General features: G+C 60.2%; 13 protein-coding genes, 3 tRNA genes and 3 rRNA genes. 11 read left to right on the forward strand and 8 right to left on the reverse strand.

Features of this window, described 5'->3' with window-relative positions:
- The first annotated feature begins 1 nt into the window (after window position 1).
- Window positions 2–406 carry an ACT domain-containing protein gene (locus K3172_RS04690; RefSeq protein WP_221587440.1) on the forward strand — a complete coding sequence of 135 codons (405 nt, stop codon included), beginning with the start codon at window positions 2–4 and terminating at the stop codon, window positions 404–406.
- Complete coding sequence (locus tag K3172_RS04695) at window positions 403–1,248, forward strand: glycosyltransferase family A protein (RefSeq protein ID WP_221587441.1); 846 nt, start codon at window positions 403–405, stop codon at window positions 1,246–1,248. Before K3172_RS04690 ends, K3172_RS04695 begins: the two co-directional genes overlap by 4 nt.
- Before the next feature lie 6 nt (window positions 1,249–1,254).
- Here K3172_RS04695 and K3172_RS04700 read toward each other — a convergent pair whose 3' ends face one another.
- From K3172_RS04700 to K3172_RS04720, 5 genes are all read right to left on the reverse strand, one after another.
- Window positions 1,255–2,748, reverse strand: a complete 1,494-nt coding sequence (locus K3172_RS04700) for a SulP family inorganic anion transporter (RefSeq protein WP_221587443.1) — start codon at window positions 2,746–2,748, stop codon at window positions 1,255–1,257.
- A gap of 153 nt (window positions 2,749–2,901) precedes the next feature.
- Window positions 2,902–4,716: an ABCB family ABC transporter ATP-binding protein/permease gene (locus K3172_RS04705; RefSeq protein WP_221587445.1), complete on the reverse strand. Its 1,815-nt coding sequence runs from the start codon at window positions 4,714–4,716 to the stop codon at window positions 2,902–2,904.
- A gap of 47 nt (window positions 4,717–4,763) precedes the next feature.
- A complete protein-coding gene (locus K3172_RS04710; protein ID WP_221587447.1) occupies window positions 4,764–5,702 on the reverse strand; it encodes a retroviral-like aspartic protease family protein in 939 nt (312 codons plus the stop codon).
- Window positions 5,703–5,779: 77 nt separating this feature from the next.
- Window positions 5,780–7,237 (reverse strand): lipopolysaccharide biosynthesis protein, encoded by a 1,458-nt coding sequence (locus K3172_RS04715; protein WP_221587449.1) that lies wholly within the window; start codon window positions 7,235–7,237, stop codon window positions 5,780–5,782.
- Window positions 7,238–7,248: 11 nt separating this feature from the next.
- On the reverse strand, window positions 7,249–8,142 hold the full coding sequence (locus tag K3172_RS04720) for a glycosyltransferase family 2 protein (protein ID WP_221587451.1): 894 nt from the start codon (window positions 8,140–8,142) through the stop codon (window positions 7,249–7,251).
- 697 nt (window positions 8,143–8,839) lie between these two features.
- Between K3172_RS04720 and K3172_RS04725 the strand changes: the two genes are divergently transcribed.
- The 8 genes from K3172_RS04725 (at window position 8,840) to K3172_RS04760 (ending at window position 17,857) form a co-directional block, all read left to right on the forward strand.
- Window positions 8,840–10,325: ribosomal RNA gene (locus tag K3172_RS04725) — 16S ribosomal RNA — on the forward strand.
- Window positions 10,326–10,521: 196 nt separating this feature from the next.
- A tRNA-Ile gene (locus K3172_RS04730) sits at window positions 10,522–10,598 on the forward strand.
- A gap of 17 nt (window positions 10,599–10,615) precedes the next feature.
- Window positions 10,616–10,691, forward strand: a tRNA-Ala gene (locus K3172_RS04735).
- A 266-nt stretch (window positions 10,692–10,957) separates the two neighbouring features.
- Window positions 10,958–13,749: ribosomal RNA gene (locus K3172_RS04740) — 23S ribosomal RNA — on the forward strand.
- A 116-nt stretch (window positions 13,750–13,865) separates the two neighbouring features.
- Window positions 13,866–13,980: ribosomal RNA gene (gene rrf, locus K3172_RS04745) — 5S ribosomal RNA — on the forward strand.
- Together the 16S, 23S and 5S rRNA genes with 3 tRNA genes alongside form the textbook arrangement of a ribosomal RNA operon.
- Window positions 13,981–14,092: 112 nt before the next feature.
- Window positions 14,093–14,169 (forward strand) — tRNA-Met (locus K3172_RS04750).
- Between the two features lie 246 nt (window positions 14,170–14,415).
- Window positions 14,416–15,498 (forward strand): AAA family ATPase, encoded by a 1,083-nt coding sequence (locus K3172_RS04755; protein ID WP_221587453.1) that lies wholly within the window; start codon window positions 14,416–14,418, stop codon window positions 15,496–15,498.
- Window positions 15,404–17,857 (forward strand): S8 family peptidase, encoded by a 2,454-nt coding sequence (locus K3172_RS04760; protein ID WP_221587455.1) that lies wholly within the window; start codon window positions 15,404–15,406, stop codon window positions 17,855–17,857. The genes K3172_RS04755 and K3172_RS04760 overlap by 95 nt, the downstream gene beginning before the upstream one ends.
- Before the next feature lie 63 nt (window positions 17,858–17,920).
- Here K3172_RS04760 and K3172_RS04765 read toward each other — a convergent pair whose 3' ends face one another.
- The 3 genes from K3172_RS04765 to K3172_RS04775 all read right to left on the reverse strand — a co-directional run bounded on the left by K3172_RS04765 (window position 17,921) and on the right by K3172_RS04775 (window position 20,886).
- Window positions 17,921–19,069: a hypothetical protein gene (locus K3172_RS04765; protein WP_221587457.1), complete on the reverse strand. Its 1,149-nt coding sequence runs from the start codon at window positions 19,067–19,069 to the stop codon at window positions 17,921–17,923.
- Between the two features lie 121 nt (window positions 19,070–19,190).
- The gene (locus K3172_RS15820) at window positions 19,191–19,403 is read right to left on the reverse strand and encodes a helix-turn-helix domain-containing protein (protein ID WP_425594693.1); all 213 of its coding nucleotides are present in this window, start codon (window positions 19,401–19,403) and stop codon (window positions 19,191–19,193) included.
- Window positions 19,404–19,740: 337 nt separating this feature from the next.
- On the reverse strand, window positions 19,741–20,886 hold the full coding sequence (locus K3172_RS04775; protein ID WP_247717923.1) for a tyrosine-type recombinase/integrase: 1,146 nt from the start codon (window positions 20,884–20,886) through the stop codon (window positions 19,741–19,743).
- 345 nt (window positions 20,887–21,231) lie between these two features.
- Here K3172_RS04775 and moaC point away from each other — a divergent pair, with 345 nt between their 5' ends.
- Window positions 21,232–21,723: a cyclic pyranopterin monophosphate synthase MoaC gene (gene moaC / locus K3172_RS04780; RefSeq protein ID WP_221587463.1), complete on the forward strand. Its 492-nt coding sequence runs from the start codon at window positions 21,232–21,234 to the stop codon at window positions 21,721–21,723.
- Window position 21,724: the final 1 nt, after the last annotated feature.

A 21,724-nucleotide genomic window follows, 5' to 3' on the forward strand; every position in this document is an offset into this window, starting at 1 on the left:
CATGGGCACCGTGCGCGATGGCAGGGCGATGATCGCGCAGATGGACCCGTTGCTCGACGAGGCGCGCTGGTGCTTCGTCGCGGTCACGCCGGATCGCGCGCCCGAATGGCTCGGCGCCGCGATCGGCACCTTCCGCGAGGATGAGGGCGTCAGCGCGATCGTTCCCGCAGCGCTCGCGCCCGAAGGCACGCCGCAGTTCGCGCGCATCACCCTGCAGGTGCACTCCGACCTCGAAGGCGTAGGGTTGACCGCAGCCGTCGCGAACGCGCTGGCCGAGGCGGGCATCGCCTGCAATATGGTGGCCGCGCTTCATCACGATTATGCGTTTGTCCCCGCCGGTGACGCCAACCGGGCGGTGGAAATGCTTGAAGGATTGCAGGCCGGAGCGCAGAACCGCGCCGGATGACGCCGAACCTCCCGATCATCGTCACGGTCCTCGCGCATAACGAGGAGCGCCGGATTGCGCGGTGCCTCGAGAGCCTCCCGCTGGACGATCCGGCCTATGCCGTGCATGTCGTGGTCAACGGCACAAATGACCGCACGGCCGAGATCGCTGACGGCTTTGCCGATGTGACCGTCCACGACTGGGAGCAGGGTGGCAAGGCGCGCAGCTGGAACCGCTTCATGCTCGATACCCCCGGCATCGATGGGCGGCATTTTGTGTTCGTCGATGGCGATGCGGAAGTGGTCTCGGGATCAATCCCTGCGCTGGTCGCCGCGCTCGACGCGAACCCGATCAATGCGGCCACGGCCTATCCCGCCAATGGCCGCCGCGTCGAGGCCTATCGCGAACAGATGGCACGCGAGCACGGGCTGTTCGGCGATCTCTATGCCCTGCACGGCGATTTCGTCGCGCTTATGCGGGGCGAGGGGATCCGGCTGCCGGAGGACCTGATCGGCGACGACGGGTTGCTGTGCGCGATGGCGAAGACCGATCTCTCCAATGAGAACGACTGGCAGGACGCGCGGGTCATGCCGGTCGAAGCGGCCGGCTTCCTGTGCGATCCGGTGAGCCTCACCCCGCGCGATCTTGCGCTGCAGGCACGGCGGATGCGCAATTACTCGGTGCGCCACTTCCAGAACCGGATCATCAGCGACATCATGCGCGGCGCGGGGCCGAAGAGCTTGCCGCAGCGGCTCGCCAGCCTATATCCGCAATATCTGCCCGGCTTCAGGCCGCGCCGCGATCCGACCATCTGGTGGTTCGACCGGCAGGCACTCAAGGCTATGCGGCGCGCCGCCGGATAGACGCGCTCAGGGATGCGGCGCGAGGCCGATCTCGACGCCCGTCTTGTCGGTCAGCGCAAACTTGTCGACGAGGTCGGCGCTCGCACGGTTCAGCCCGACGACCTGCACGCTGCGCCCGTTTCGCCGCATCCGCTCGACCACCTTGTCAAGCGCGCCGACCGCGCTGATGTCCCAAAAATGCGCCTTGCTGACGTCGATCACGACGTGGTCCGCGGGATCGGCCTGGGTGCTCTCCGGACCGAGTGCGGCTTCGAACCTTTCGACGCTGGCGTAGAAGATCTGGCCCTTCGCCCAGTATGTCGCCGTGTCGCCCTCGCGCGTGCGGGTCACCTCGAACATGGTCATAACCTTGTGGGTGAAGAACACGCCCGACAGGATCACGCCGGCCAGCACGCCGAGCGCGAGGTTGTGTGTCGCGACCACGACCACGACGGTGGTCAGCATCACGACGCTCGACTGCCAGGGGTGCTTGCCGATGTTGGGGATCGAGTTCCACGAGAAGGTCCCGATCGAAACCATGATCATGATCGCCACCAGCGCGGGCATCGGCACCTGGCCGACGAGGTCGCCGAGCACGGCGAGCAGGATCAGCAGCGCCGCGCCGGCGGTTAAGGTCGACAGCCGGCCGCGCCCGCCGCTGGTCACGTTGATGACGGACTGGCCGATCATCGCGCAGCCGCCCATGCCGCCGAAGACGGCTGCCACGATATTGGCGACGCCTTGTCCAGCGCTCTCGCGGCGCTTGTTCGATCCGGTGTGGGTCATGTCGTCGACGATCTGCGCGGTCAGCAGGCTCTCGAGCAGGCCGACCGCCGCCATCGTCGCGGAATAGGGCGCGATGATCGCCAGCGTTTCCCAGCTCAGCGGCACGTCGGGCAGGGCGAAATAGGGCAGGCCCTCGGGCAGCTCGCCCATGTCCGTCACCGTGTTGACCGGCGCATTGATATAGATCGACAGCGCGGTCAGCACGACGATCGCCACCAGCGGGCTGGGCACGGCGGTGGTCAGCCTGGGGAAGAGGTAGATGATCGCCAGCGCGGCGGCGACCATCGCATAGGTTTCCCAGCCCACATTGGTCAGCTGCGGCAGCTGCGCCATGAAGATCAGGATCGCGAGCGCGTTGACGAAGCCGGTGATGACCGAGCGGCTGACGAATTGCATCAACAGGTCGAGCCGCAGCAGCGCCGCGATTCCCTGGAAGATGCCCATCAGGATCGTCGCGGCGAAGAGATACTCGACCCCGTGGTCGCGAACCAGCGGCACCACGACGACTGCCACCGCGGCTGTCGCCGCGCTGATCATGCCCGGCCGCCCGCCGGTGAATGCGATCACCATCGCGATCGCGACCGAGGCGTAGAGCCCGACGCGCGGATCGACGCCCGCGATGATCGAGAAGCCGATCGCCTCCGGGATCAGCGCCAGCGCGACCACGAGGCCGGCGAGCATGTCTGCGCGGATGTTGGAAAGCCAGTCGCGGCGAAGCGTGCTTCGGTCGAGCATGGGACGGGTCCGTTCGTCAGGATTGGATGGCGCGGGACGGGTTTGCAGCGCCGGGAGTTGGCGGCCTCATGGCCCATGTTGCACTGCAACACAACCCGCGGCCGCCGGATTCGGGACTTCCGCGGCCGCGCTACCGGGAAGCGGCGCGGCGGGTCAGGCCGGGATTTCCGCCGGACGGTCTTCCGCCTGTCGGGCCCACATCTCCGCATAAAGGCCGCGGGTGCGCAGCAGTTCGGCATGCGAGCCGCTTTCCACGAGCCGCCCCTGGTCGAGCACGAGGATCGCGTCGGCATCGGCAATGGTCGAGAGGCGGTGCGCGATGGCAAGCGTGGTACGGTGTTCGGAGACGCGGCGCAGAGTGCCGAGAATGTCCTGCTCGGTCCGGCTGTCGAGCGCGCTCGTCGCCTCGTCGAGCAGCAGGATCGGCGGGTTCTTCACCAGCGTGCGGGCAATGGCGACACGCTGCTTCTCGCCACCCGACAGCTTGAGGCCGCGCTCGCCCACTTCGGTATCGAAGCCGTCGGGCAGCCGTTCGATTAAGGGCAGGATCGCCGCCGCGCGCGCCGCTTCGACGATCTCGTCGCGCGTCGCGCCGTCGCGGCCATAGGCGATGTTGTAGCCGATGGTGTCGTTGAACAGCACGCTGTCCTGCGGGACGATCCCGATCTGCTCGCGCAGGCTCGCCTGCGTCACCCTGGCGATATCCTGGCCGTCGATCAGGATGCGGCCCGCTTGCGGATCGTAGAACCGGAAGAGCAAGCGCCCGATCGTGCTCTTGCCCGCACCCGAGGGGCCGACGATGGCGACGTGGTTGCCCGCCGGCACCTCGAAGCTGAGGCCGTGCAGGATCGTGCGGTCCTCCTCATAGCCGAAGACGACATCCTCGAACGCGACGGTGGGCCGCTTCACGACCAGCGCGGGTGCGCCGGGCGCGTCGCGCACCTCCGCCTGGGTGTCGATCAGCGTGAACATTGCGCCCATGTCGATCAGCCCCTGGCGGACGGTGCGATAGACCATGCCGAGCATGTCGAGCGGGCGGAAAAGCTGGATCAGATAGGTGTTGACCAGCACGAGGTCACCGGTGGTCAACGTGCCCTTGCTCCATTGCCAGACGGTAAAGCCCATCGCCCCGCCCATCAGCAGGTTCATGATCAGCGCCTGGCTGATGTTGAGCATGCCGAGCGAATTTTCGGACTTGATCGCGGCCTCGGCAAAGGCGCGCGCCGACTGGCCGTAGCGTTCGCGTTCGCGCGCCTCGGCGGAGAAGTATTTCACCGTCTCGTAATTCAGCAGGCTGTCGACCGAGCGGGCGAGGGCGGTGCCGTCGAGCTCGTTCATCTGGCGGCGTAGCTCGTTGCGCCATTCGGTGATCAGGCGGGTGACGAAGATGTAGGCGCCGACGGTCACCGCGGTCGCAGCGACCAGTTCCCAGCCGAAGTTCAGGTAGAAGATGATCCCGACCGCGGTCAGCTCCAGCGCGGTGGGGGCGATGTTGAACAGCAGGAAATAGAGCATGATGTCGATGCTCTTGGTCCCGCGATCGATCGTCTTGGTGACCTCGCCCGTGCGGCGCGCCAGATGGAAGCGCAGCGAGAGCTGGTGCAGCCGGGCAAAGGTATCTTCCGCCAGCTGGCGCGTCGCATCCTGCCCGACCCGCTCGAAGGTAATGTTGCGCAAATTGTCGAACACCACCGCGGCGAAGCGGCCGGCGGCATAGGCGATGACGAAGGCCAGCGCGACCATCGCGGCCTCGTTCGCCGGGGTCGTCATCGAATCGATTGCGCGCTTGTAGGCAAAAGGCAGCGCCAGCGTGGTCGCCTTGGCCGCCAGCACGAACAGCATCGCGCCGACGATGCGGCGCTTCAGCTGCGGATTACCCGCCGGCCACAGGTAAGGCAGGAACCGCCGGATGGTCGCCCAGCTTTCGGTTTCCTTGGGAAGGTCGGACGGGGCGGTATCGGGCGGCATGGTCCGCCCATCTGGGGGCGGTAGGCGGTCGTGGCAAGTCGCAGCGCCTAGCTCGGCCGGTGCGCGTCCCGTTCGCGCTCCGCCCGGCGGCTCGGCATGTCGAACAGGATCCGGCTCCTGGAGAAGTCGATCGCCACCCGGTCGAACACCCGCAGCGTGTTCATGCCGAGCACCAGCGCGGGCTGGTCGTCGAGGCCCAGCGCGGCGAAGATCGGACTGTCGGAAAAGCCGACCTGGAGGTTGGTCAGCTCGGCCCGGCCGATCTGCAGGTTGGGGAGGTAGGTGGCGCTGCTGACGAGCTCGGTGCCGAGCACGTCGACACTGGTGATCTCGTGCCGCTCGCGCGCGCGCAGCTTGCGCAGCAGCACCGGGTTGCCGATGCTGGTCTGCGCGCCCGTGTCGATCACGACGGCCACACGCTGGCCGTCGATGCGGGCATTAGTGATGATCATCTGCCCGATCTTCTTGCGCGCGCGCACGACGATCTCGTAGCCGGAGTTGCTCTCTTCATATTCGGAATCGGCAATCGCCATGCTCCGCTCGCGGAAGTCGATCAGCACGCGCGTGTCCTGCAGGCTGTCGAGCCCGAGGATCCCGTCGGCGCCGACGTGGCTGGCTTGCAGCAACGGCGAGACCAGGCCGCTGACCGAGCGGTTCGCGAACTCGAGGTCGTCGAGCTCGACCGTCTCGACCGTGCGCGAACTGCCCATCGCGACGAGCAGCGCGGTGCCGCTGCGCCGCAGGGCGAGATCCTCCACCAGCTCGTGGGTGACTACGGTGGCCTGGGCGCCGGTGTCGATCAGGAAGCGATAGGGTCCGGCCCCGCCGATGGTCACGGGCACGGTCATGCGGCGATTGCGGTCCGCGGTGATCGCGGCTTCGTCGGTGGGTGCATTGCCCAGCAGGCTGCCCGCATCCTCCTGTTGCGCCGAAACGCCTCCCGCTGCGAGCAGGGCGCACGCGGCAATCAGGCTACGCAGGGACATGGCGGCTCCTCTCCGGTCAGGGAGAATACCACGCCGCCGCTGCAATGGCCAACCGCCCGTCGATCCGGCCCGGCTGTTCAGCGATTGCGGACGAGCGCCACGAATTCGGCGAGCCGCTCGCGCGCGAAGGCGAAGAGCCACCCGAGGTAGACCGCCCCGCCGGTCGCGACCAGGACGCCGAGGCGCAGGGCGGGGCTCGCAAATGCCAGCTGCCGGTCCACGAGATAGACCGTGACTGCCATCACCAGCCCGGCCAGGGCCGCGGGCGCCACGGCTCCGAGCACCTGCCGCGCCGATACGCGGATCGCGCCGAACGAGTTTGCAGCGGTGATCGCGGTGATCAGCGGATAGGTCGCAAGCCACGCCCAGGCCATGCCGACGATGCCCCAGCGCACACCGATCAGGAAGGCGATGGGCATCAGCACCGCGCCGATAACCGAATTGCGCATCGCGATACCCGGGCGGCCGACCGCGTTCGTGGCCGGCGCGAACAGCACCTGGAGCGTCATCCACGGCATCGCCAGGCCAAGGACCTGGAGGACGGGCACTACGCCGAGCCATTTCTCGCCCAGCACCACATGGACCAGCGGGTCCGCCGTCACTGCGAGGCCGAGGCAGAAGGGAATGGCGAGCAGCATGATGCCGCGCACCGAGGTAAGGAACCCGCGCGCAAAGGCTTCGTGGTCCGCCTGGATGCGGGCGAGTGCCGAGAAGGCGACTTCGTTCAGCGGCGGCACAATCTTGCTGACGAAGATCTGCGCGAGAAAGAGGGCCGTCGTATAGAGGCCGACGGTATAGGCGTCGAAACTTCGTCCTGCGATGATCACGTCGGATTGCGTCTGTACGAAGTAGAACACGCTCGACAGCGTGACCGTCCCGCCGAAGGCCGCGATGCCCCAGGTGCCGCGAAAGTCGAAACTTGGCCACATCAGCGCCCGTGCCGCCACGGTCATCGCGATCGCGCGCGTAACGAAGACGGACAATGGCGCTGCGACGAGGGTCCACACGCCCAGCCCGGCGAGGGCACCCCCCAGCGCAACAGCGGCCCCCAGCAGCGAAGTCGAAAGGTTGACCTGCGCCTGCTTCCTGAAGTCCATCTCGCGCGAGAGGATGGCGTAACCGAGCGCGAGGAAAGGATTCGTCAGGAACACCAGCGCAAGAACGCGCAGCAGCTGGGCCACCTCGGGCTGTTCGTAAAAGGAAGCGATCAGCGGTGCGGCGGCAAACTGGATCGCTGCCAGCGCACCATTGACCACGAAGAGCATGCCGAACAGCTGGCGCAATTGGTGGCGGCTCACCTCCTCGCGCTGGATCAGGGCGTTCGACAGGCCATAACCGTTGAGCAGGCCGAGCAGGGTGAGCACCACGGCGGCCATTGCATAGAGGCCGTAGTCCGACGGATCGAGGATGCGCAGGACCAGGAAGGTCGATGCCCAGCTGATGACCTGGCCGATTATCTGCGAGCCCGAACGCCAGATCACCGCATTGCGGACCAGCGCCCGGAAGCCCTGCGTGTCGATCTTGGCTGCGCTCACTCGCCGTTCCGTCAGGTCAGCCGGACGCGCAGCGCGAAGCGCATCCAGGCGAGAATGTCACGCAGATGCTTGAACGGGGTCGATGGGTGGTCGCGGAAGGAGCGCCACAGCAGTCCCCAGCGCATGGTATAGGGATCGCGCGTCGCCAGCTTGAGATAGGCATAGGCGCGCCAGGGCGACTTGGGCAGCGCCTCGATCGACTGGAGCATGATCGGCCCCGACAATTCGTGGATGCGGCGCGCGCGGGTCGCGGTCAGGCTGCCGCCATGCCGGCGGTAGCTGTAGATTTGCTCGTGGATGGCCTGGTAGCGGAACCCGTGGCGCTCGGCGCGGAGCCAGAAGTCGTAATCCTCGACCCCGAACAGGTCTTCGTCATAGCCGCCCAGCGCGGCGTCGACTTCTCTCCTATATAGAAAACAGCACCCGATCGGATTGCCGACCACGATATCGCGCGGCTCGCCGACGCGGATCGTGTCGACGGTCCGGCCATCCGCATCGATGATCCGGAAGTCCGCGTAATAGATGTCGGCCTCGCCGGCCCGGGCTGCGGCATGCAGCCGCTCGAGCGTGTCGGGGTCCAGAGTGTTGTCGTCCGAGGTCCAGCTGAACCATGCACCGCGGGCGACGCGAAACCCGTTGTTGAGAGTCGCGGGCAGCTTCGCATTCTCGGCATTGGTCACCACACGCATATTGGGATGACGGGCGGCATAGTCTGCCAGGATGCGCGGCGTGGCGTCGGAAGAGCAGTCGTCGACCGCGATCAGCTCGAAGTCGGTGAAGGTCTGCGCGAAGATCGAATCCAGCGCCTCTACCAGGTACCGCTCGCCATTATAGACCGGCAGCACCAGCGAGACGGCCGGCGCGACCGGCGCCACCTCACCTGTGCTGGCTTGCTCAGAACCCATACGACCCCGTTCCCCCTAGATAGGCGTTGGCAGGGCTTTACCCACGAATCGTAAGGAAAGCGAGAATCGCCTGCGGGGGGATTCGACCCCATGATTCCTTTTTACGACCGGGATTCACCGGTGAATCGGGGGCTGAATCGCGAGTCAGCGGGGGTGAATCGGCGTTTCGATCGCGACTTCACGGGGCTTGCGGTTGAACGTTACCACAGGCTTCCTATCTGTGTAGGGGCTTCTATGCGTCAGAAACCGCGGAATTCTGCGGCTTTGCGAAAAAGGCGCAATAAAATTGCAAAAAGGCGTTGACCGAATCCAACACCACGCCTAGATGGCCCTCACCGACGCGGCGCTGGCGGCTTCCACCGCCCACCGCAACGGTCGCCAACATAGAGAGACAGCCGGTCCCCCCGGTATCAATCGGGGGAACAAAAGCTGTCCCCTCTAGCATTGTTGAGCGGCTCTTTGACATTGTTAGTTTTTGATGAAGGGACATGTGGGCGACGGCGCCCGGTCCGGGGACCTCAAGGCTCCGGTAACCGGTTAACTCAAGCCGACGCCACATCCTGATCACCTCCACAGGTGGTCTGTGATGAAGCATGTTCATTCGTATCCATTACGTTTGACAGTGCAGGTATCGGCTCCTTGATACTCTGGCTGGTCGGGCTAGCGGGTTTTCCCGTGCTCGATTGGTTAGTTTCACAAACTTGAGAGTTTGATCCTGGCTCAGAACGAACGCTGGCGGCATGCCTAACACATGCAAGTCGAACGAGACCTTCGGGTCTAGTGGCGCACGGGTGCGTAACGCGTGGGAACCTGCCCTTAGGTTCGGAATAACAGTTAGAAATGACTGCTAATACCGGATAATGTCTTCGGACCAAAGATTTATCGCCTTTGGATGGGCCCGCGTAGGATTAGCTAGTTGGTGGGGTAAAGGCCTACCAAGGCGACGATCCTTAGCTGGTCTGAGAGGATGATCAGCCACACTGGGACTGAGACACGGCCCAGACTCCTACGGGAGGCAGCAGTGGGGAATATTGGACAATGGGCGAAAGCCTGATCCAGCAATGCCGCGTGAGTGATGAAGGCCTTAGGGTTGTAAAGCTCTTTTACCAGGGATGATAATGACAGTACCTGGAGAATAAGCTCCGGCTAACTCCGTGCCAGCAGCCGCGGTAATACGGAGGGAGCTAGCGTTGTTCGGAATTACTGGGCGTAAAGCGCACGTAGGCGGCGATCCAAGTCAGGGGTGAAATCCCGGGGCTCAACCCCGGAACTGCCCTTGAAACTAGGTTGCTAGAATACTGGAGAGGTGAGTGGAATTCCGAGTGTAGAGGTGAAATTCGTAGATATTCGGAAGAACACCAGTGGCGAAGGCGACTCACTGGACAGTTATTGACGCTGAGGTGCGAAAGCGTGGGGAGCAAACAGGATTAGATACCCTGGTAGTCCACGCCGTAAACGATGATAACTAGCTGTCCGGGCTCATGGAGCTTGGGTGGCGCAGCTAACGCATTAAGTTATCCGCCTGGGGAGTACGGTCGCAAGATTAAAACTCAAAGGAATTGACGGGGGCCTGCACAAGCGGTGGAGCATGTGGTTTAATTCGAAGCAACGCGCAGAACCTTACCAGCCTTTGACATCCTAGGACGACTTCTGGAGACAGATTTCTTCCCTTCGGGGACCTAGTGACAGGTGCTGCATGGCTGTCGTCAGCTCGTGTCGTGAGATGTTGGGTTAAGTCCCGCAACGAGCGCAACCCTCGTCCTTAGTTGCCATCATTTAGTTGGGCACTTTAAGGAAACTGCCGGTGATAAGCCGGAGGAAGGTGGGGATGACGTCAAGTCCTCATGGCCCTTACAGGCTGGGCTACACACGTGCTACAATGGCATCTACAGTGGGCAGCGAACTCGCGAGGGTGAGCTAATCTCCAAAAGATGTCTCAGTTCGGATTGTTCTCTGCAACTCGAGAGCATGAAGGCGGAATCGCTAGTAATCGCGGATCAGCATGCCGCGGTGAATACGTTCCCAGGCCTTGTACACACCGCCCGTCACACCATGGGAGTTGGATTCACCCGAAGGCGGTGCGCTAACCTTTTAGGAGGCAGCCGACCACGGTGGGTTCAGCGACTGGGGTGAAGTCGTAACAAGGTAGCCGTAGGGGAACCTGCGGCTGGATCACCTCCTTTCTAAGGATGGTCTCGAAAGCGCCAGCGCTAGCCGCTGGAAGAGCTTCGCGACTTCCAAAGAACATTGCCGTCGTCCTCATGTCCTTTCATCACTGGAGATCGCAGCAAGGCACAGCCTTGCATGCGAGACGCCTGAGCTGGCTCACGCCGCCCGCGGCCTGACCTTCTTTCGAGGAGGGGCCAGTGCGGCAGGGATGGGCCTGTAGCTCAGTTGGTTAGAGCGCACCCCTGATAAGGGTGAGGTCAGAGGTTCAAATCCTCTCAGGCCCACCATCCTTACCAGGCTGTACGGGGCCTTAGCTCAGCTGGGAGAGCACCTGCTTTGCAAGCAGGGGGTCATCGGTTCGATCCCGATAGGCTCCACCAGCCTCTAACGAGTCCTCCAGAGATGAAACGAAAGCGGATCTCGCCGTAAGGCGAGTAGGCGACATCGGTCGCCGTCTTTGACATTGTGAATGGGTTTTTAAATCGATGCCGTGGCGCATGGATTTGCAAGGGTCGGCTTTATGCCGATCTGCGCGATCGATGTGACACACAAGATCAATCAAAATGATTATCTGGCTGAGATATCCTCCGCATCATCTTCAAGCGGCCGACTTTTATGCAGGTCTGTCGTTGATGGTGTGGATTCTCAAGCGTGAGGTAAGAGCATTTGGTGGATGCCTTGGCATGTGCAGGCGATGAAGGACGTGGCACGCTGCGATAAGCGTCGGGGAGTTGTGAGCAAACTTTGATCCGGCGATTTCCGAATGGGGAAACCCACCCTCACCATTTCCTTTCGATTGCCCCTCGGGGCACTCGGAAAGAGGTGGATAGGGTATCACCAGACTGAATACATAGGTTTGGTGAAGCGAACCCAGGGAACTGAAACATCTCAGTACCTGGAGGAAAAGACATCAACAGAGATTCCCGTAGTAGTGGCGAGCGAACCGGGACCAGGCCAATGCTTCTTCGTTAATTAGCGGAACACTTTGGAAAGAGTGGCCATAGCGGGTGACAGCCCCGTACGTAAAAATGACCGAAGAAGATTCGAGTAGGGCGGGACACGTGAAATCCTGTCTGAACATGGGGGGACCACCCTCCAAGCCTAAATACTCGCACATGACCGATAGCGAACACAGTACCGTGAGGGAAAGGTGAAAAGCACCCCGATTAGGGGAGTGAAACAGTACCTGAAACCGGATGCTTACAAGCAGTTGGAGCCCCATAGGGGGTGACAGCGTACCTCTTGCATAATGGGTCAGTGACTTAATCTAACATGCAAGCTTAAGCCGTTAGGTGTAGGCGCAGCGAAAGCGAGTCTGAATAGGGCGACAGAGTATGTTGGATTAGACCCGAACCCCGGCGATCTAGGCATGGCCAGGTTGAAGGTGCGGTAACACGCACTGGAGGACCGAACCGGTGAATGTTGAAAAATTCTCGGATGAGCTGTGTTTAGGGGTGAAAGGCCAATCAAGCCGGGAAATAGCTGGTTCTCCGCGAAATCTATTGAGGTAGAGCGTTGGATGTATGCCGATGGGGGTAGAGCACTGGATGGGCTAGGGCTGCGCGAGCGGTACCAAACCTAACCAAACTCCGAATACCATCGAGTCTTGTCCAGCAGACAGACGGCGGGTGCTAAGGTCCGTCGTCAAAAGGGAAACAGCCCTAACCTACAGCTAAGGTCCCCAAGTCATATCTAAGTGGGAAAGCATGTGGGAATCCCAAAACAACCAGGAGGTTGGCTTAGAAGCAGCCATCCTTTAAAGAAAGCGTAACAGCTCACTGGTCTAAATAAGGGTTCCTGCGGCGAAGATGTAACGGGGCTAAAGATATGCACCGAAGCTTAGGGTTCAGAATTTATTCTGAGCGGTAGCGGAGCGTTCCGTAAGCGAGTGAAGGCGAAGGGTAACCGACGCTGGACGTATCGGAAGTGCGAATGCTGACATGAGTAGCGACAAAGAGGGTGAGATGCCCTCTCGCCGAAAGACCAAGGGTTCCTGCGCAACGCTAATCGGCGCAGGGTTAGCCGGCCCCTAAGACGAGCCCGAAGGGGGTAGTCGATGGGAACCACGTAAATATTCGTGGGCCTGGAGATGTGTGACGGATCGTGGAAGTTGTTCTCACTTATTGGATTGTGAGGGCGGCCAAGCGGTTCCAGGAAATAGCCTCTCCGTATAGACCGTACCCGAAACCGACACAGGTGGTCAGGTAGAGTATACCAAGGCGCTTGAGAGAAGTATCCTGAAGGAACTCGGCAAATTGCCTCCGTACCTTCGGAAGAAGGAGGCCCCATTATTGCGCAAGCAGTAGTGGGGGGCACAGGCCAGGGGGTAGCGACTGTTTAGCAAAAACACAGCACTCTGCTAAGTCGGCTTCAAGACGACGTATAGGGTGTGACGCCTGCCCGGTGCTCGAAGGTTAAGAGGAGGAGTGCAAGCTCCGAATTGAAGCCCGAGTAAACGGCGGCCGTAACTATAACGGTCCTAAGGTAGCGAAATTCCTTGTCGGGTAAGTTCCGACCTGCACGAATGGCGTAACGACTTCCCCACTGTCTCCAGGATATGCTCAGCGAAATTGAATTCTCCGTGAAGATGCGGAGTACCCGCGGTTAGACGGAAAGACCCCGTGCACCTTTACTGCAGCTTCAGAGTGGCATTAGGAAAGAGTTGTGTAGCATAGGTGGGAGGCTTTGAAACGTTGGCGCCAGCTGACGTGGAGCCATAGGTGAAATACCACCCTGCTGTTTTCTGATGTCTAACCACGCACCGTTAGCCGGTGTTGGGACCCTCTGTGGCGGGTAGTTTGACTGGGGCGGTCGCCTCCTAAAGAGTAACGGAGGCGCGCGATGGTAGGCTCAGGACGGTTGGAAACCGTCTGCAAGAGTGCAATGGCATAAGCCTGCCTGACTGCGAGACTGACGAGTCGAGCAGAGACGAAAGTCGGTCATAGTGATCCGGTGGTCCCTCGTGGAAGGGCCATCGCTCAACGGATAAAAGGTACGCCGGGGATAACAGGCTGATGATTCCCAAGAGCTCATATCGACGGAATCGTTTGGCACCTCGATGTCGGCTCATCACATCCTGGGGCTGGAGCAGGTCCCAAGGGTTTGGCTGTTCGCCAATTAAAGTGGTACGTGAGCTGGGTTCAGAACGTCGCGAGACAGTTTGGTCCCTATCTGCCGTGGGCGTCGATTGTTGAAAGGAGTTGCCCCTAGTACGAGAGGACCGGGGTGAACGTACCTCTGGTGTACCTGTCATCCTGCCAAGGGTGCCGCAGGGTAGCTATGTACGGACGGGATAACCGCTGAAAGCATCTAAGCGGGAAGCCTCCCTTAAGATAAGCAATCTTCGAACCGTCGTAGACCACGACGTTGATAGGCCGGGTGTGGAAGCGCAGTAATGCGTGTAGCTAACCGGTCCTAATAGTTCTTTTCGCGCTTGTAGGATCCATACCATCAACGACAGCCCTGTGCTGTCTGCGATCGGAGGACATCTCCAAAGCCGGATAAGCCCAGAAAGCTCAACAGCATCGATTTAAGCCCGCCCGCCTGCTTTATTGCTTGGTGGCTATAGCGTCTGTGACCCACCCGATCCCATCTCGAACTCGGCCGTGAAACCGGACTGCGCCGATGGTACTAGTGCCTAAGCACTGGAAGAGTAGGTCGTCGCCAGGCATTACAGCAGGCGGGTAGGTATAAACCCATTCACGATTTCAAAAGCCGCTGCCGGTGCAAACCGCGCGGCGGCTTTTTCGTCTCTGGCCTCCGTGGCCAAGGCAAACGGTGCCGCGGGGTGGAGCAGTCCGGTAGCTCGTCAGGCTCATAACCTGAAGGTCGTTGGTTCAAATCCAACCCCCGCAACCACCGTTTCAAAGACTTACGCTCCATTTCCACTTCAAGCAATTGACTGTGTCCGCGGTGTGTCCGTAATCGGCCCATCATTAATCTGTCGGGCTGCAGCCGGCTCTGTTCAGAGACAGCTGCCGCGTTGTATTTCGATAGTTTGATCTCAGCGTGCTAGTTTTTGCTAGCGCGACTGGCCGCAAATGCGATACTCAATATCAAACAGGGGGGTGTGTTGCGGGAGAAGCCGCGATACATGCTGAGGGTATGGCGTCTGCACAACAGCTCATAGGACTCGTTAAGAGCCACGCGGAAGGCGACGTCGATCGCTTTTTTGATCTCGCTATGCAGCTTTCTGCCGCGGAAGAGCAGAAGGGGCACACCCGGCTAGCAGAGCAACTTCGACAATGGGCAAATGCAGGTCGCGCGCCATCGACGTCGCAGCTTCCTAAACTGACTCCAATCGCTGCGCCTCGCGGTGATCTCGCCCAATTTCTTGTCGCCTCTTATCCAGCTGAGCGCCTCAACAATGTCATTGTTCCGGCTGCGATCTCGGACGAACTTGCACAAATCGTTGTCGAAACTCGGCTGAGCGAGAAGCTCGAGGAGAAAGGCCTCAAGCCAAGGCGGCGGCTCCTCCTATCCGGTCCACCTGGAACGGGAAAAACATTGAGTGCCCATAGCTTGGCGGGAGAACTCCAATTCCCGCTTTTCTCTGTCATGCTCCACGGCCTCATAACGAAGTTCATGGGCGAGACTGCTCAGAAACTGAAGCTCGTCTTTGACGCAATTAAGACCACTCGCGGAGTGTATCTTTTTGACGAGATTGATGCCCTAGCGGCCGCACGTGGAGACGGGAATGACGTCGGCGAAGCACGCCGAGTTCTAAATTCCTTTCTGCAGTTTCTTGATGAAGATACCGGCCCGTCTATCGTGGTTGCGACCACCAACCTGGCTGAAATCCTTGATCGTGCAGTCTTGCGCCGTTTCGATCTGGTCCTCTCATATGAGCTTCCGGACGCAACCTCGATTAGGCAGGCGTTGGAACGTCGCTTGATCGGTTTTTCAACCGCACGCTTGGGTTGGACGAAGGTGACGGATTGCGCGCTGGGGCTATCCACCGCAGACGTGATCGCAGCGGCAGAGGACGCCGCGCGTAGGGCAGTGCTCGACGACAGAGAACGCATAACGACAACTGATCTGCTGGACTCGCTAATGCGGCGACGGTCGCTGCAGGGATTAGGAAGTGGGGTCAATGCCGCGAAATCTAAGTCACTTTCTCCTAAAAAATCTCGGCAACCCACACCCGTTTCAAGCCAAGCGCGGAGGCGGCGGAAGGGCGCCGACTGACGTTCTCGATCGGGCCGGGCACGCCCAAGCACTTCTGCAAGCTATCGACGCGCTGCCAGCGATCACGGCGGAAAACCCTGCGGGTGTCTATCTTGAGGTGGAGAGCCGGCCAAATGAACGGCTAGCAAAAGGCAGTCTTGATGCCAGCGGTTTAGAATTGCTGCGCTATTCGTCTGCAGCAGACAACAACGATAACACGGAGACCGCTACGGTTTTCGCATCACCCAAGGGCCTAGCGAGCCTTCGGAAGAAGGTAGAGCAGTTCCAATACGAAGACACCAAGCCTCGGGAGAAGGACGGGGAGATCATCCCTGGCCGACCGAAAAATGCCAACTTGGTCCAAAGCCTTGGGGCGATCGCCGAGGCCGGACTACGGGCTCTATGGCGCGGGCCGCAGGCGAAGTTTCCAGGTGATGATGAAACTGCTCATTGGGAAGTTTGGCTTGATCCCGAGAGTGCAGATCCTTTCATCACCGGCGCAGCCGAATTTGGCGTCGACTTTGGAACCGACCGTCTCACTTTTCCTGAAGACACTGTGGCGGTAGCTCGTGCGACCCGCGAGAATCTCGCGTTGGCGGTCCGCCGTTTGCGTGGCGTGCGCGCGCTTGCTGCTCCCGCGACCACTGCTGATTTTTTTGATGGCCTTGGCGTTGCCGAACAAGCCGAATGGGTCGACGAAATGCAAGAGCGCACGACCTATGCAGAGAATGCGGACATCGGATATGTCACGCTTTTGGATACTGGCGTCAGTCGCGCTCACCCACTTATTGCTCCTGCGCTAGACGCAGCTGATCGCCACGCCGCCCAACCCGCTTGGGCAGTCGACGATGTAAAAGGGCACGGCACACAATTGGCCGGTCTCGTGCTCTACGGTGACCTTACGACACCGCTCCAGAGCGCCCATCCTATCGCTGTCACTCACCGCCTCGAGTCTGTAAAGCTCCTGCCTGATGCAGGCCTGAATCCACATCACCTCTTGGGAGCCGTCACAAGGCAGGCCGTAAATGCAGCGGAAGTGACGCAGCGCCGCCGCACCTTCACTATGGCCGTGACGACCGACGAAGATACACCTCACGATGGAGCCCCGACTTCTTGGTCGACCGAAGTAGACCAGCTTGCCGTCGGCGTATCGGGTAATCGCAATGGACAGCGTCTATTTCTCGTTTCAGCCGGGAACACCGATAACAACAAATTCGGGGCAGGAAATTATCTCGATCATTGTGACCATGAGGATCACGAGATTGAGTCACCCGCTCAAGCGTGGAATGCCCTCTGTATCGGCGCTTATACCGAGAAGACACTGCTACCCGAAGGTTCGGGACTTACTGCCATTGCTCCGGGCGGTGATCTTTCTCCAAGCTCGCGAACAGCATCTTGGACGTCGACATGGCCCCTAAAGCCAGACGTCGTTCTTGAGGGAGGGAATTGGGTCGCGTGCAATCCGCCGCCGCCAATGCAGCACGGGTGGCTGTCGTTGCTAAGCACTCACCACTCGTACCCTGTCCGCTCTTTTTGCTTCACGCACGACACAAGCGCTGCCACAGCTCTGGCGGCAAAGCAGGTCACCGAGCTATGGTCGGATTATCCGACGCTGTGGCCTGAGACGGTTCGCGGCCTCTACGTGGCCTCCGCGCGTTGGACGCCTCAAATGTTGTCGCATCTGCCCGCAAACCCGAACAAGGGAGACTACGCCCGACTTTTCAGGCGCTACGGCTACGGTGTTCCTAATCTTGAACGTGCACGCCGTAGCGCCGCAAATGCTCTCACGCTGGTGGTTGAAGACGAAATCGTTCCATACGGGCTCTCAGAGAAAACTGGTCACGATGTACACAAGGAAATGCGACTTTTTGAGCTGCCTTGGCCAGTTGAGGAGTTGCGCAGGCTCGGGACGGCACTCGTCACTCTTCGTGTTACTCTCAGCTCTTTCATCGCGCCTAATCCCTCGGAAGCGTCGCGGGGGTCGCGCTATGGATACGCTTCACACAACTTGCGCTTCAAGTTGAACCGAGCCAACGAAAACGCACAGCAGTTCATGGCCAGGATTAGCAAGGCTATCGACGCAGACGGGCCTCTTTTCGAAGAGGAGGACATGTGGGAATTTGGCAGTAATCGGCGCGATGTTGGGTCATTGCATATCGACCAACTAACTTGTCCGGCTTCAGATCTTGCGCGACGCAATTTGATCGCGGTTCATCCGGTGGCTGGTTGGTGGAAGTCGAAAGCACGTCTCAAAGAAGGACTGCCCACGGTACGATTCTCGCTTCTCGTCGAAATTGACGCTGAGGAGCTGGAAGCGGAACTTTATGCGGAGGTATACGCCGCGGTAGAGGCAATGGCGGCAACATCCATTAACATCTGAAGTGTGCTTTCATGAGATTGGCTCGCAAAGCGGCCTGCCTAGGATAGGGACGCGATACGGATCTCAGAATTCAACATCATATCGCTGCGCGCTCCTAAGCAGCTTGCCTTCCACTGCCTCGGAGTTCGATGCAATCTCTTGAGCGGCTGCCTGGCCCTCGGCCAACGCGAAAGCGGCAAGGTCATCAATTCCTATGTCTGTGATAGCTGCGCGGCTCACAAGTAACCCTAAGCTTTGCTTCGCCAGCAACCTCATGTGGGCTTCTCTATGGACGCGCCTGATCGTGCCAGGAGGTGCAAAGTTTCGCATCTCAAAGAGGTCAGACTGCAATTCGGTTTCAATGAGATTCCAGAATTGGCTGTTCTGCCAACGGGATCTATTGCTATCCCTAGAGGGTTCCGTGAGGCGCACCGCACTTACTGCGTCCAGCGCAAAATCACCGAACCGGCAGTCTAGATCGAACCAACTCCGAATTCCCCATTGCTCTTTTAGGTGCTTTTTCCCGGCGCGAAGTTCGGCTCGCCAGACTCTGCTGTTCGTGGCGTCGTCAATGTCGAGCTTAGGAAGGCCCATACGCTCACAGCTGGCGTTCCAAATCTCGACCCACGCCCACTTGTGCTTTGCTATTATCTCGGTCCGCTTGTCGTACACGATGACTTGTCGGCCTGGCATCTTGCCAATGGTCACCGAGGTGACCCGACCTGACTTACCATTCACCGCCACTTCGCCAGCCTCAAAATGGTCCGCTCTGTTTGCATTGGAGTGCATCACAAAGTTCTCGGGGCGCAGTGTGAGTTCCGGAGCGAGGATATCTACAGCGAAATCAACGCGCCCTATGCTTTCGCCGCCGTCTTCGACTCTGACGCCGAGCCGATCCATGAAGGCGTACAGCTCAGCTCTGGATCGGCCCAACCCGTTCTCCGCAAGCATGAATGATGAGCACGACACGCGGACACCCCAAGGATCATTGGGGTTGGGCTTTTTGAAGAACCAAGTCGCGCCCGTTCGACCAGTGCTCACTCGGTACGCATATCCGCCCCGCGCGCCCGACGCCGCGACCAGCATCCTCTGTCCAGCATAGGGCAGACAAGTATCGCTTTGCGTCGTAAGCGCGTGCAGCTTCGCCTCTTCCAAAGCAGCTTCAAACTCGGGATTTATCTGCGCGCGAAAGCTCACGTCTAGGCCGTCGAACCCCCGATACAGCGGTATCATCGGTTCATCCTCCTGATGTATTTCTGGAGGGGGGTGCTACAGAGACCCCCCTCTTTAACGACCAAGTCGCGCCGCGCGGTACGTTCCTCACTCGCGTTGCGGTACGCCTCGCGCGGCACGACTAGACTCCAACCGGATCGACTGTGTTGGCCGCCACCCATTCCCGCAGAGACGTGAGTGGATATAGGATTCGGCCGCCGTGCTTATGGTAGCAAGGTCCTGTTCCCTCAGCTCGATAGCGGGTGAGCGTACGGGGACTACATCGTAAGATTTGAGCTGCCTCTTTGGGCAGCAAGAATTCGTGATCGAAGAGATTACGCGCCACGGTACACATCCTCCAGGTGCTCTTGGCGCGCTGGCCAGCATGCACCTTGTCTAAAGGGTGGAAGCGGGACGTGGTTCTATTCTGACCCACTCTCCGGGGGCTAGCCAATCATTCAAGACAGCTGATCCGTTTAGGACCTCTCTGGGTCTCGCTGGGCCAATCTCTTCGGGCTTCACCAGCGAGCCGTGGGCACACCACCAAGGCTTGTCTTCGGGCTTTTTGAAACGCCATCATATCACCGGAGACCATCTGATCCCGCAGCACGAGAAAGACATATCGTTCCAATGAGTACAAGCCCCAAGTAATAGCGCGGCGCTTGCAGGGCACAGAATGTCCGAATTTGTCTCTATTTGTCTTCCATCGTCCTAGAGACGTCCGGGTGCCCTCGCGCTGACAAGGTGATGCAGCTAGCAACGTCCTCCGCAGCACTTCTCAGCGGATCGTCGTAAAGATTGGCGTATCGTTTCGTTGTTTGTGTCGATGAGTGGCCAAGCAGCTCTCCAACGACAAAAAGTGACCGGCCAGACGACGCAACAAGGCTCGCGAATGTGTGTCGCAAATCGTGAATTCGGACCTTTTCGAGCCCTGAGGCATCACATGCCGATTTCCATGTCTTGCGAACTTCGAGCAAAGGCGCGCCGAGCCTTCCGGGGAATACATAAGCCCCGTCAGTCTCGGCGCGCCTTCGAGCGAGAATGTCCGCCACAGTTGAAGAGTAAGGCACTCGGTGCTCTCGCCGCTGTTTCGTTTCTGCGCTTGGTTTGACCCAGATGCGGGCATCCAGATGAAACTGCTCCCAACGCGCGCCGAGCGCCTCGCCACGCCTGCAGCCGGTAAAGAGCATGAACAGCAGAGCGTCCGCCGAAATGCGCTCAGAGTGCGCCTCCAACGCAGCGATCAAGCGTTGGATCTCGTCCGGCTGCAAATAGCGATGCCGCTTGTGCTCGGTGTTGCGACGGCAACCCGTTGCGGGGTTTCGGTCGATCCAGCCCCAGCGCGTGGCGAGGTTCAAAGATTTTCTGAGCACTTCCATGACCCGATTGGCACGCACCGGCCGATCGCGAGAAATCCTGCGATGGAGGTCATCGCAATGCGACGGCGTCAGGTCAGCGACCTTGAGATTGGCCAGAACTGGCAAAATGTCATTTGCCCACATTGAGCGATCATCTTTGGCAGACCGCGGTGCCTTGGTGGGGAGATGTTCTTCATTGTACCGCTCGAACAGCTGGCGGACTGTGGGCGCAGTCCGTTCGTTGTTGCGATGGTCTAGTGGATCGGACCCCAGGTCGATATCGCGGCGGAGGCGCTGCGCCTGGTTCCGTGCCGCTTGCGCTGACCATGTTGGAAACTGTCCGATTGTGATTCGGCGCTCACGACCCTTGAAGCGGTAGTTGAGTATGAACGACCGTGCGCCCTTGGCTGTGACACGCAAACCGAAGCCCGGAAGCCGCTCGTCATAGATAACTACATTGCCGATGGGAGGTGCAGCCAAGCGACGGGCAAGAGAGTCGGTCAGGCGAGTTTGCTTCCTTCGTGTCCGTACCGTGTCCGTATGATGCTGTGTATTTGTTGGCATTTCATGTCTCCGCCTGTCTCGCTTTGGCGCAGTAAAATGCTGCAACCTCAGCAGGTTACATCAAATTTCGGCGGATTTTCAAGTCTCTAGAGCGACGTCAAATTCCGGCTCATAACCTGAAGGTCGTTGGTTCAAATCCAACCCCCGCAACCACCGAAACCCAACAAAAGCCCGCCAGCTCCCTCCGGAGCGGCGGGCTTTCGTCGTTTATGGTGCAATCAGCGCTTGGCGCGTGCGTGTCGCGAAGGCAGGGTGCGGGGCATGAGCAAGCTCTCCCACCTCGACGCAGCCGGCCGCGCCCGCATGGTCGACGTCTCGGCCAAGGCCGACACCAGGCGGCGGGCGATCGCCAGCGGCCAGCTCGTCTGCGCGCTCGCAACGCTCGAGGCGGTGAGCGAAGGGCGAACGCCGAAGGGCGCGGTCATCTCGACCGCCGAACTTGCGGGGGTCATGGCAGCGAAGCGCACTGCCGAGTTGATCCCGCTCTGCCATCCGCTCCCATTGGCGAAAATCGCAGTGTCGATCGCGCCCGACAGCACCCTGCCGGGCTTCATCATCGAGGCCGAGGCGGTGACCACCGGTCCGACGGGCGTCGAGATGGAAGCGCTTACCGCCGTATCCGTCGCGGGCCTGACGCTGTTCGACATGCTGAAGGCAATCGATCGCGGGATGGTCATCGGCGCGATCCAGGTCAAAGCGAAAACTGGCGGCGTGGGTGGTGACTGGGCGCGCGACAGTGAGAGTGGCGGATAGC

The sequence above is a fragment of the Qipengyuania proteolytica genome, from assembly GCF_019711565.1.
Classification (GTDB): Bacteria; Pseudomonadota; Alphaproteobacteria; order Sphingomonadales; family Sphingomonadaceae; genus Qipengyuania; species Qipengyuania proteolytica.